Here is a 12148-nt window from a genome sequence, read left to right on the forward strand (position 1 = left end):
CACATGGTCAGCGGGACCTCCGGTCCCGCTCGACTCGAAAAATCTGGACCAAAAAGCCGAACGCTCACTTCGTTCGCGTTCGGTTCTTATCCCTCGAGTTCGGCCCGCAGCAACTGGTTGACGTCGCCCGGATCGGCGCTGCCGCCGGTCTTTTGCATCACCTGGCCGACGAGGAAGTTGATCGCGCCGTCGTCGCCCGACTCGTAGTCGTCGACGGCGTCCGGGTTCTCGTCGATCGCCTCGACGACGGCCTGCTGGACCTCGTCCTCGTCGGTCTTGCCCAATCCTTCTTCGGCGACGACCTCGTCGGGCGTCCGGCCGTCGTCGAGCATCGACCGCAGAACGGTCTCGCGGGCGTTTTTCGCCGTGATCTCGTCGTCGGCGACGAGTTCGACGAGGCGGGAGATCTCCTCGAGGCGCCCCTCGATGTCCGTAATTTCCATGTCGCGGTAGTTGAGTTCGCCCAGCAGGTTGTCCGCGACCCACGTCGCCGCCAGATCGGGGTCGAACTCGCTCGCGACGTCCTCGTAGAAGTCCGCGACCTGTTTGGTCGAGGTGAGCTTCGAGGCAGCCTCCTCGTTCAGACTGTATTCGTCCTGGAAGCGCTCGCGTCGAGCGGAGGGGAGTTCCGGAATCGAAATCTCGTCCGTCCAGTGGGAGACCCGCAGCGGCGGCAGATCGGCCTCCTCGAAGTAGCGGTAGTCCTTCTCCTCTTCCTTCGAGCGCATCGAGACGGTGATCCCGCGGGACTCGTCCCAGTGACGGGTCTCCTGCTCGACCGCGCGGCCGCGCTGGATGGCGTTCTTCTGTCGGGTCTCCTCGTAGGCCAGAGCCTTCTGGGCGCCCTTGTGACTCGAGATGTTCTTGACCTCGGTGCGGTTAGCGGCCGCCAGCGCCTCCTCGCCGATCTCGGTGATATCGTCGCTCTCGATCTCCGCTTCGGGGATAATCGAGAGGTTGGCGTCGATCCGCAGGCTGCCGTCGCGTTCGGCGTCGAAAACGCCCAGGTACTCGAGGACCTCTTCGAGTTCGGCGAGAAAGGCCCGCACCTCGTCGGGACTGCGGAAGTCCGGGGCGGTGACGATCTCCATCAGCGGCGTCCCCGCGCGGTTGTAGTCGACGAGGGTGTAGTCGGCCGAATCGATGCCGCCACCGCCGCCGACGTGCTGGAGGCTGCCCGGGTCCTCCTCCAAGTGGGCGCGCTCGATCGTGACGGTTCGACGCTCGCCCTCGACGGCGACCTCGAGGTCGCCGTCGGCGCAGATCGGCTCGTCGTACTGGGTGATCTGGAAGTTCTTGGGCAGGTCGGGGTAGTAGTAGTTCTTCCGGTGGAACCGGGTCTCCTCGGGGATCTCGGCGTCGATCGCCTTCCCGATCTTGACGGCGGCCTCGACGGCGGCCTCGTTGAGTACGGGGAGGGCACCGGGGAGGCCGAGACAGACCGGGCAGACGTTCTCGTTGGGCTCGTCGGTCTGGTCGGTCGAACAGCCACAGAAGATCTTCGTGTCGGTCTCCAGCTGGACGTGGACCTCGAGGCCGATGACGGTCACGAGGTCGCCCTGCTGGACGGTCTGGGCAGTCATTGGACCCCGATTCGAGCCGGGTGCGGTAAAACGTAACGGGACGGACTCGTCTCGGTGGCACCCGGATAGTGTATCACCACACTAAATTTGTATTCACAGCAACTCATTGCGACTATGAGCACCGATCGGGTCGACGCCGAAAGCAAAGTCTCCGGCAATCAGGCGAACATCCCCACACGAATCCGTCGACGCCTCGATATCGACGACGGGGATCGCCTCCAGTGGAGCGTCGAAGACGACCGTTCGGTACGGGTCGAGGTCGTTCACCGCAGCAGCGGTTCGTTCGCCGATTTCACGGGTTACGACGGGGAGGACGAGACTGACTCAGCGACGAACCACGACGCGTGGGGAGTGGAGTGAATGCCGCGTCCGGTCGTCGAAACGCCAACGAACCCGTACGATCCTCGCTAGTTCGATCACCGCCGTGTCCCCAACGACCGTCAGTACCGCCGTTCGAGCACCGTCCCCGATTCGCCGACGGCCAACTGGGGCTATCGGGCGGTAGCGAGCGCGACCGCGCGCAGCTCGTTTCCAGGCCGGACGGCCGGCTGTCGGCCAGCGCGGTAATCGTTCGCTCGTACTTCCGGCGTTCGTACTTGCCCTCGTAGAATCCTCAGGGATCGCCGTCATCCACCAGATCGATCACGTTCTCACGACCGATACGGAGCTTTTCAACTGTTCCCTCGTCCGCCATCCCGGAAACGACCCGCGATGTCTTCGATGCCGACCACTCGAGTTCGTCGACGATATCGGCTTGGCGCATGCGGCCGTCGTTCCGCTCGAGGAGTCGACGGACGCGGTTTTCGTCGGTGAGGAGATCCGAGTCGAGAGCAGCGTCGGCGCCCGAAGCGGTCGCATCGGACGGTTTGGCGATCGCGGCTGATCGCGGCGGTTCGTCGGTGCTCGTGTCGGAATCGGTGTTGACGGCAGTCGACTCGGCGTCGTCCGATTCGGTCGCCGTCTCGAGCGAGTCCGGAATCGACAGCCGCGAGCCGATCGTCGAAAACGGTTCGCGATCCGAGGCGACGACGAGCGTGAGTCCGACGAGCGCGAGCATGAAGACGAACGTCATCCCGAGCAGCGTCGGGGAGAGGGAAAGCCACCGATCCGAGTCGCTCGCGCTCGCGGCCATCGATTCCGAGCTGGCGGGTTCGAAACTCGCCGTCGGCCGCTGATCGGTGAAATCGTTCGGCCCGGTCCAGACGACCGTCGTGCCGTTGGTCTCGTCGGGTTGCGGCGTCGTCGCCGTCGGCGTGTAGCCGTCGGGCCCGACGATTTCGAGGTAATCGTCCGCATCGAGATAGAGGCCGCCTTCGAAGACGTCGCCGACGACGACCGCTTCGTCTTCGGTTGCGGTGAAGTTCGTCCAAGTGAACGAGTACGTGACGGTTCCCCACCGCCGCGGTACCTCCTGAATCGACGTTTCGGCGCGGAACGACGACGCGGCCATCGTCCGGCCGGTCGACTCGGACGCGCTCGAGACGACGCCGGTCATGCGGCGTTCGAACCGATCGGCGTACTCCTCGCGGTCGGCGCGGAACCGCTCTTGGAAGGCCTCGTAGTCGTCGACGTCCGACTCGTTCGTGAGCCGGGTCTGGATCGTCGCCGACCAGCGGGCGGTGCCGTTCGCCGCCACGTCGATCCGGGTGACCGTCGTGTCGACCTCGGGTCCCACCGACGGAAGGAGCGGCGATCGATCGTCGCCGTTCGTCTCGCCCGACTGGGCGAGCGCCGCAGACGATCCGGCGGGGACGAACGCGATCAGACACAGCATGGTGAGGACCACGGTCACTGTACGATCGGATACGATACTCACGCTATCCGAGGTTTTGAGAGGGGGCATGTAAGTTTTCTGTCCCACAGTTGCAACTCGCTGCAAACCGCTGCAAACGACGGTACGAATTACTCACACGGCGTGCAAACCGCTGCAAATCGGTCCGATAATCGCGCCGATTTATGGGGTCCCCGTTCCGAGACGTGACCGACGATGAACCGACGACTACTGACCGTCTCGATGGTCGTGGTGCTCTGCACCGCGCTGTTCGGCCCGGCGGCCGCCGCCGGGGCGGCGAACCAGCCCGAGACGGCGATCCAGGACGAATCGACCGAGAACGACGTTACCGTTACGACCGGCGCACAGCTGTCGACGATTGTCACGGCGACGAGCGACGAGGTCCGCACCGAGTTCGAAAACACGGCGTTCGACGAACGCATGGCAGACAACGCCAGCGATCGCGCGGCCGCGATCGCGGAGCGTGCGGCCGCACTCGAGAATCGCTCGACGACGCTGCGGGCGGAGTACGAGAACGCGACGGCCGCCTACGAGGTCGGCGACCTCGAGAAGTCTGCGTACGCACAGCGGCTCGCGTCACTCTCCGCGCGGGCCGAGAACGTCGTCTCGAGCTACGAACGACTCGAGGAGCGCGTCGAATCGGTCGATGAGATCGACCGCCGCGCCGCCGGCGTGACGCCGTCGGAACTCGCCGACCAGCGAGCGGCGGTGGCCGACCTCACGAGTTCGGGGGCCGATGCGCTGTTCCAGCAGTTCACCGGTGAGACCAACGGCAACGCCGAGATCGAGGTCGACGGCGGCGTGTCGATCGAGGTCGAGACCGACGACGGCGAACGGACCCGCGAGTACGAGCGACCGCGCGACGGAGACGGATCACTGGCTATCTCACAGACGGACGCGCTCGACGCGGCCACCGACGTGCTCTCGCCGGTCGAAGACGGCAACTGGACGGTCACCGAAGCCGAGACGGACGACGGCGTCTACGAGTTTGAGTTCGTCCTAGCGGGCGCTGAAACCGGCGAGACCGGCGAGGCCGAGGTCAGCGTCGACGGCGAAACGGGGACCGTCTTCGAACTCGAGGAGGAGATCGAGCGGCGAGATGCGGCTGACGACGAGGACGAAGCGGACGAAAAAGAAGACGAGGACGAACGACTCGTCGTTCTCGTCGCGTCCGGCTCCCCGGATCCGGGCGAGCAGGTGACGCTCAAACTCCTCGCGAACGGACAGCCAGCAGCTGACGCAGCGGTCACAGTCAACGATCGGGCCGTCGGCACGACGAACGACGACGGCGAACTCACCGTCACCCTTCCGGTCGAGGAGGCCGAGATCGAAGCCGAACACGGAGATGCCGAGGGCGAACTCGAGTTCGAGTTCGATGACGGGTCTGGCGACGAGGACGCCGAATCGCAGTTCAACGCCGACGCGACCATCGACAATGGTACCGTCACCGTCTCGGCGACGTTCGACGAGAGCCCGGTCGCAGGTGCGACCGTCGTCGCGAACGACGAGACGGTCGGGACGACGGGCGAGGACGGCACAGTGTCGTTCGCTCTCGACGACGATACTGACGAACTCGAGATCGAGGTACTCCGTGGCGAACTCGAGTCCGAACTCGAGTTCGAACTCGAAAGTGACGAGGAGGATGAAGACGAAGAAGAGGATGAAGAGGACGAAGAAGACGAAGATGAAGAGGACGACGAAACTGATCAATGAGTCGTGGAACTGACCGGGACCGACTACTACCGAACGGAACGTGTCGAGCAGGACTCCTGACAGTTATCCTCGTCGGGCTGCTCCTGACGGGAACCGCCACCGCGTCCCTCGACGGCGTGCACAGCACCGATCGCTCGCAGGAAATCGACACCGACTCAGCGTTCGAGGTCGCTCTCGATTCGGACGGCGACGCGACGGTGACCGTCCACGTCACGTTCGACCTGAGCGACGAGGCGGATCGGGCTGCCTTCGAATCGCTTGAAGCGAACGAGACGAAACGGAGTCAACTCGAAACCCGCACTGAACGGCGATTGCAGGCGGTCGCGACGAGCGCGGCCAACGAGACCGGTCGCGAGATGGCCATCGAGGACACGCGCACGTCCTTCGAAACGGACGGAGAGACCGATCGCGGTATCGTTTCCGTCTCAGCGACCTGGACCGAATTCGCGGCCACCGACGACGATCGACTGACTGTCACCGAACCGTTCGCCAGCGGCTTCACGTCGGACCGGCCCGTCGTGATGGCTCTCCCCGAGGGCTACTCGCTCTCGGCGTCCACGCCGGAGCCGAGCGAGCGAACGGACGGACGCATCGTCTGGGACGCGAACACGTCGCTCGAAGGATACGAGACGGTCGTTACTCCGGCGGACGAAACGACGGGAGAGAAGACTGACGGACAACCCGGATTCAGCCTCGGGGCAGCAGTTGCGGCGATCGCCGGGGGCGCCTGGCTGTGCCGCCGCCGGTAAGCGCAGCGACGCACGGCTCCGGTTGACGCCGGTTCTCGGGAACCGATCGGATCCACTCGGACTCGATCACGACGCTGCCGGCCGACCAACCGACACGAGTTATCGAGCGTCCTCGAGTTCCTCGAGCGCCGCCGGGTTCTCGATGCTGCTCATGTCGCCCAGATCCTCGCCCGTGTACGTGGCCTCGATGGCCCGCCGGATGATCTTGCCCGACTGCGTCTTCGGCAGGTCGTCGACGAACAGGACGTCCCGCGGCCGGAACGGTTTCCCGAGCTCCTCGCCGACCTGCGCTCGCAGTTCCTCGCGGAGGTCGTCCGACTCCTCGTAGCCGTCCTCGAGGATGACGTAGGTGACGACGGCCGTCCCGGTCGTGTCGTCGGGCGCGCCGATAGCCGCGGCCTGATTGACCGACTCGTGGTCGATCAGCGCCCCCTCGACCTCCGCCGGCCCCACTTTCCGGCCGGCGACGTTCAGCGCGTCGTCGGCCCGGCCGTGGAGGAACCAGAAGCCGTCCGCGTCCTGCTGGGCCCAGTCGCCGTGGTTCCACCTGTCCTCGAACGTCGACCAGTACTCGTTCAGGTAGCGCTCGTCGCCCGACCACAGCGACTTGGTCATCGACGGACAGGAGTCTCGAGCCACGAGGAATCCTCGCTGGTTCTCCTCCGTCACCGAGTTCCCGTCGCGATCCACGATGTCGATGTCCATCCCGAGGCCGGGACCGCCGAGCGTGCAGGGTTTCAGCGGCTGGGTCGGCATCGGCATCAGGAAGCAGCCGCAAATTTCGGTGCCGCCGGAGATGTTGATGATCGGCGCCTCGCCGCCGCCGACGTTTTCGTAGAACCAGCGCCAGGACTCGGGGTCCCACGGCTCGCCCGTCGACCCCAGCAAGCGCAGCGAGGAGAGGTCGTGGCCCTCGAGCCAGTCGTCCCCGTGCTTGCGCAGGGCGCGGATCGCGGTCGGCGAGATGCCGAACTGCGTGAGTTCGTGGCGGTCGATCATCTCCCAGAACCTGTCGGGTTCGGGGTGGTCGGGCGCGCCCTCGTACATGAAGACGGTGCCGCCGAAGGTGTGCGTGCCGATGAGCGTCCACGGCCCCATCATCCAGCCGATGTCCGAGACCCAGAAGAACCGGTCCGCGGGCTTCAGATCCATCCCGAAGTAGACCTCCTTGGCGCACTGGACCTGCACGCCCGCGTGCGTGTGAACTATTCCCTTGGGTTTGCCCGTGGTCCCTGAAGAGTACAGCAGCATCGACTCCTGGCTCGAGTCCAGCGACTTCGTCTCGTACTCGTCGCTTTGAGTCCCGACGGCGTCGGCCCACCATTCGTCGCGGTCGTCGGTCCACGGGATTTGGTGTTCGTTCCGGTCGTCACTCGATCCCAACCGGTCGAAGACGATCGTGTCCTCGACGTGGCCTGCCTCCTCGATCGCCTCGTCGGCAGCCGACTTGAGGAAGACGGGATCGCCGCGGCGGTAGAAGCCGTCGCCCGTAAAGAGCACCGAACACTCCGAGTCCGCGATCCGGGTCGCCGCCGCGTCGACGCCGAAGCCCGAGAAGATCGGGACCGCGATCGCGCCCACCTTGAAACAGCCGTAGAGGATCGAGACGACCTCGGGCACCATCGGCATGTAGAGCCCGACGGTGTCGCCCGTCTCGATACCGCGTTCCTCGAGGGCGTTCGCCACCATGTTCGACTGGCGGCGCAACTCGTGGTAGGTGACCTCGCGGATCTCGCCGTCCTCGCCCTCCCAGATCGTCGCGACTTTGTTGCGCCGTTCCTCGTCGCGGGCGGCGTGGCGGTCCAGCACGTTGTGCGCGATATTGATCTCGCCGCCGGGATACCAGTCAGTGAATTGCGGTCCCTCACTGTCGTCCCTGATCTCGTCGTACGCCTCGTAGAACCCGATGTCGAGGTAGTCGACGAGTTCGTCCCAGAACCAGTCGACGCCCGAGGCCTCGACACCGTCGACCTCGCTCGTCGTTTGCTCGATGAGTTCGTCGTAGTCGTCGATCCCGTACGTCTCCATGAAGTCGTAGACGTTCGTCGATTCGACGAACTCCCGGCTCGGTTCGTGGACGATCTCGTCGACGTCCTCGAGGGCCGGATCTGTTGCGTCGGACATCGTTACTCGTAGGTAAGGGTCATGCCACCATCAAACAACAGGTCGCCGCCGTCGAGGTGCCGGCCCAGATCCGAGAAGCCCAGCAGGAAGAGGTTGGCGACGTCGACCGGTTCCATCATCTCCTTGACCCGGGACTGGCCCAGCATCACGTCCTCGATCACCTCGTCGACCGAGATCCCCCGCTGTTCGGCGGTGTCCTCGAGCTGGTCGGTCACCAGCGGCGTCTTCACGTAGCCGGTGCTGATCGAGTAGGCGCGGATCTCCCCCTCGCCCTCGGCGGCGATGGACTGGGTGAGGCCGCGCAGGCCGAACTTCGCGACGTTGTACGCGACCTTGTCGCTGGTCACGTAGTGGCCGTGGACCGAGCCCATGTTGCCGACGCAGCCCCGGCCGTCCTCGGTCTCCCGGAAGTGCGGGATGCACAGTTTCGAGAGGTAGAGCGGCGCCCGGAGCATGATCCGATGCATCGTATCGTAGGTCTCCATCGGAAAGTTCTCGATGGAGTCGATGTGTTGCATCCCGGCGATGTTCGCGAGATATTTGATATCGCCCAGTTCGGCGGCTTCCTCGACGATTCGCTCGAGGTCGTCGTCCTCCGTCAGATCGCCTACTATTGGCTCGATATCGCTCTCGAGGCCGAGTTCCTCGCCGCGGTCGACGGTTCCCGCGAGCCCCTTCTCGTCGATGTCCGTCGCGGCGACCGTCAACCCGTTGCCAGCGGCGGCCAGCGCGGTCGCGCGCCCGATCCCCGATCCGGCGCCCGTCACGAGACAGACGTTCCGGCCGGTAAACGAGTCGTCGTCGATGCGATGAATGTCGTCCGCCGACACCGTCGGCGGCGTCACCTGATCCTGGGACATACTCACGTGGTACCCGGGGAGCGCGTTAATACTCAGCCGTTAACATATCAACGAGGCACCGACGGCGCCGCCGCTGCCGACGGTTCGCCCGATTCTGGCCCGTCCGACCGCAAAATTGTGACATGTGCCGACGAATAGCAGATATTAATACCTTGTATGTAATTCCCTTCCTAGTAATGATTGACCTCGATATCGACATGCGCCAGTACGACTGTCCGTTCATCGATACGACCGACGATGTCGATATCGCCTTCTCGGCCGTCCAGTGGCAACTGGACACCGACGATGAGCAACTCGAGACGCGACTCATCGCCAAGGGGGCGTCGACCGGCGCGCTGGAGGTGGGATTGCACGAACTCCGCGATCACCCGAACATGCGGGAGTGTTACATCCTCTCGAAGCGGGAGAACGTCGCCGAGATCGGGACGACGATCGAGGAGACCAACGCCATGCGGACGATCCAGCGAAACGGCGGCTACATCACCGGCCCGTTCCGGATCGAGGACGGCCGTGAACGGTGGCACGTCGGCTTCGACGACGACGCCGACGAGGACCGGGCGCTGGCCGAACTCGAGACCCACAACGAGTTCACCGTCGCCGACCGCGACCAGTTCGGCCCCACCGAACTGTTCGACCTGCTGGAGAACTCCGACAGCGCGCTCCGGTTGCTCGAGGGCTGTCGGTCGCTGACCGAAACCGAGCGCGAGACCTTCGAAGTCGCCGCTCGAGAGGGGTACTACGAGACGCCGCGGGACACGACCCTCGCCGACCTCTCGGACCACTTCGACGTCTCGAAGACGGCCGTCTCGATGAACCTGCGCCGAAGCGAACGGAAGGTGCTGCAGGCGGCGCTGTCGGCGCTGGAGAACATGGACGGGACCGGAACGCGCTGATTCCGTCCGCCCGCGTGGCGACTCATCTGCTTCCGCCGCGTGACCGCTAGGAGGCCGACTCAGGCCTCGAGAATCTCGTCGTCGTCGTCCTCGGGAACGGTCAGCGAGCCGTCGAGGACGGTCACGCCGCGACCGCCGACCCGGACGTCCTCCCCGACGCGAACGCGGACCAGTCCGGGCCGGTCGACGTAGTGGCCCTGCTCGAGGCGGAGTTCGTCGGGGAGGTCGTCGTCGAACGCGCCGAACCGATCGAGGTAGGCGCCGACGGCACCGCTCGCGGTGCCCGTCACTGGGTCTTCCGGGACGCCCGCACCCGGCGCGAACATCCGCCCGTGGAGGGTCGACTCCCGGTCGAGCGCGTCGAAGGTAAAGAGGTAGACGCCCGCGGCGTCGACCTCGTCGGTCAGTTCCTCGATCGCGCGCATGTCCGGTCGGGCGTCCCCGAGGTCCGAGAGATACGTGATCGGCACGATCAGAAACGGCAGTCCCGTCGAGGACACCGCGAGCGGAATGTCCGCGCTCGCTCCCTCGAGGGCGGCGCTCTCCACGCCCAGCGCCTCGGCGACGCGGTCGTAGCCGACGTCGACCTCGCGGACCTGCGGGGCGTCCTGGGTTATCCAGACGGTGCCGTCCTCGTCGACGTCGATCTCGAGCGTTCCGACGTTCGTCTCGAGCGTGGTCGTCCCCGCCTCGAGCCCCTCGTCGTGGAGGTGGGCGAACGACCCGATCGTCGCGTGGCCGCAGAGATCGACCTCCTGCGTGGGGGTGAAGTATCGAACCCGCCGATCGGCGGTGTCGCTCGAGCGAAGGAAGGCCGTCTCGCTGACCGCCATCTCGGCGGCGATCCGCTGCATCTGGTCGGCCGAGAGGCCGCCCGCGTCCGGCACGACGCCGGCCGGATTTCCGGCCATCGGCTCGTCGGTGAACGCGTCGACCTGCAGGATCCGAATCGTCTGCATACGATTGCGGTGGGCCGAGCGGCGTATCAATCCTCCGTCGTCGGCCAACCGATCGTCAGCGCCCGTCGATCCAGTCGGCGAGGTCGTCGATCACCGCTTCCGCGACGTTGTTGCGCGCCCTGTACTCGTTGGGATTGGACGGGCGCCGACCCGGCATGAACAGGTGGTTGATCCCGTCGTACGATTCGAAGGCCGTGGCCGACCGATCCCCGAGTTCCTCGCGCCACAGCTCGAAGTCGTTCTCGAGGGTCACCTGGTAGTCGCGACTACCCTGGAGGAAACACAGCGGGACGTCGGTCGTTCGGGCCGTTTCGAAGGGATCGTACTCCTCGAGGCTCTGCCAGAGCGCGCCGGGGTACATCGCGACGAGTTCGCCGGCTTCGTACTCGCCGTTGCGAACGCGTTCGACTTGCGTTCGAATTTGCTCGACACGCCGATCCAGTTGCTCCCACTCGTGCTCGCCGAGGTTCGACTGGTACTCCAACTGGTCGGGGACGAGGTCGATCATCGGTCTCGCGTTTCCGGCCAGCGAGACGGCGCCGGCGAGGTCGCCGTCGCGGTCTGCGATTCGGGGCGCGGCCATTCCGCCCATACTGTGGCCGACGACGGCGATGCGGTCCGCGTCGACGCCGTCGACCCCGCGGAGTTCGTCGATCGCGACCAGCGCGTCGTCGACCGTGACCCGATCGAGCGTGTGGTCGGCGAAATCGACGTTACACCGGTAGGTCCGTTTATCGTACCGGAGCACGGCGATCCCGCGACTCGCGAGCCCTTCCGCCAGATCCCGAAACAGCTGCGTTCCGCCGTTGTCGTAGTTCTCGTCGGCCGCGCCCGAGCCGTGGACGAGAACGACGCCCGGCACGTCGTCGCCCGCGGCCGGCTCCGTCGGGACCGCGGCGGTCCCCTCGAGGTGACAGCCCTCGCCCGAAACGGGCACCGATTCCGCCGTAAACGCGTCGGGATCGACGTACGACGGCCGTTCGTACTCGCCGGCGAAGTCCACCGCCGTGACGTCGACGTCGATCCCGGCCAGCAGTCCGTCCTGACCGTTTTCGAACGCGAGCCCGATGCGGAAGACCGTGGCGTCGCCGAACGTCCTGGCCTGTCTGGTATCGAGGTCGTCGGTCTCCTCGACGCCCGTGAGTTCCTCGAACGCGCCGTGGGCGGACGTGTATCCCATCCAGAACTGCTCGAGATTCCCCGCGGGGATCGAACCGACGTGCGGTACCGACGTCAGTTCGCTCGCCGCTTCGAACCGTTCCGCCGCCAGTTTCTCGGCGAACGCCGTCGCGAGTTCCGCGGGCGTGTCCGGCGCCGAGTCCGTCCCGTCTTCGGACGGATCGGTCTCGTTTCCGTCGAGTTCGGACTCGCCGTCTAACGCGTCGGAACAGCCGGCCAGCGCGGCGGCCGTCGTCGTCGATATCGCCGCCAGTAGCTGTCGCCGGTCGAGAGCTGTCATTATCGATTTAGATTCA

10 protein-coding genes are annotated in these 12148 nt (G+C 65.5%); 4 read left to right on the plus strand and 6 right to left on the minus strand.

Annotated elements, in window-relative coordinates; translation table 11 throughout:
* Positions 1-86: 86 nt before the first annotated feature.
* Entirely contained in the window at positions 87-1583 is a 1497-nt protein-coding gene (gene gatB / locus J0X25_RS32360) for an Asp-tRNA(Asn)/Glu-tRNA(Gln) amidotransferase subunit GatB (RefSeq protein ID WP_207288009.1), read from the minus strand.
* A gap of 114 nt (positions 1584-1697) precedes the next feature.
* On the opposite strand from gatB, the gene J0X25_RS32365 reads away from it, so the two are divergent.
* Positions 1698-1943, plus strand: a complete 246-nt coding sequence (locus J0X25_RS32365; protein ID WP_207288010.1) for an AbrB/MazE/SpoVT family DNA-binding domain-containing protein — start codon at positions 1698-1700, stop codon at positions 1941-1943.
* A 253-nt stretch (positions 1944-2196) separates the two neighbouring features.
* Here J0X25_RS32365 and J0X25_RS32370 read toward each other — a convergent pair whose 3' ends face one another.
* Positions 2197-3399 (minus strand): helix-turn-helix transcriptional regulator, encoded by a 1203-nt coding sequence (locus J0X25_RS32370; RefSeq protein ID WP_226776971.1) that lies wholly within the window; start codon positions 3397-3399, stop codon positions 2197-2199.
* Between the two features lie 171 nt (positions 3400-3570).
* On the opposite strand from J0X25_RS32370, the gene J0X25_RS32375 reads away from it, so the two are divergent.
* A complete protein-coding gene (locus J0X25_RS32375) occupies positions 3571-5088 on the plus strand; it encodes a hypothetical protein (protein ID WP_207288012.1) in 1518 nt (505 codons plus the stop codon).
* Positions 5085-5837 carry a DUF7345 domain-containing protein gene (locus tag J0X25_RS32380; protein WP_207288013.1) on the plus strand — a complete coding sequence of 251 codons (753 nt, stop codon included), beginning with the start codon at positions 5085-5087 and terminating at the stop codon, positions 5835-5837. The genes J0X25_RS32375 and J0X25_RS32380 overlap by 4 nt, the downstream gene beginning before the upstream one ends.
* A gap of 99 nt (positions 5838-5936) precedes the next feature.
* Here J0X25_RS32380 and J0X25_RS32385 read toward each other — a convergent pair whose 3' ends face one another.
* On the minus strand, positions 5937-7961 hold the full coding sequence (locus J0X25_RS32385; RefSeq protein WP_207288014.1) for an AMP-binding protein: 2025 nt from the start codon (positions 7959-7961) through the stop codon (positions 5937-5939).
* A 2-nt stretch (positions 7962-7963) separates the two neighbouring features.
* Positions 7964-8821 carry an SDR family oxidoreductase gene (locus tag J0X25_RS32390; RefSeq protein ID WP_207288015.1) on the minus strand — a complete coding sequence of 286 codons (858 nt, stop codon included), beginning with the start codon at positions 8819-8821 and terminating at the stop codon, positions 7964-7966.
* 176 nt (positions 8822-8997) lie between these two features.
* On the opposite strand from J0X25_RS32390, the gene J0X25_RS32395 reads away from it, so the two are divergent.
* On the plus strand, positions 8998-9714 hold the full coding sequence (locus J0X25_RS32395) for a helix-turn-helix domain-containing protein (RefSeq protein ID WP_207288016.1): 717 nt from the start codon (positions 8998-9000) through the stop codon (positions 9712-9714).
* Between the two features lie 59 nt (positions 9715-9773).
* On the opposite strand, the gene J0X25_RS32400 is transcribed toward J0X25_RS32395, so the two are convergent.
* Both J0X25_RS32400 and J0X25_RS32405 read right to left on the minus strand, forming a co-directional pair.
* A complete protein-coding gene (locus tag J0X25_RS32400; protein WP_207288017.1) occupies positions 9774-10673 on the minus strand; it encodes a PhzF family phenazine biosynthesis protein in 900 nt (299 codons plus the stop codon).
* A gap of 55 nt (positions 10674-10728) precedes the next feature.
* Positions 10729-12132 (minus strand): alpha/beta hydrolase family protein, encoded by a 1404-nt coding sequence (locus tag J0X25_RS32405; RefSeq protein ID WP_207288018.1) that lies wholly within the window; start codon positions 12130-12132, stop codon positions 10729-10731.
* Between the last annotated feature and the right edge of the window lie 16 nt (positions 12133-12148).

Origin of the sequence: Haloterrigena alkaliphila (assembly GCF_017352155.2) — an archaeon.
GTDB classification, from domain to species: Archaea; Halobacteriota; Halobacteria; order Halobacteriales; family Natrialbaceae; genus Haloterrigena; species Haloterrigena alkaliphila.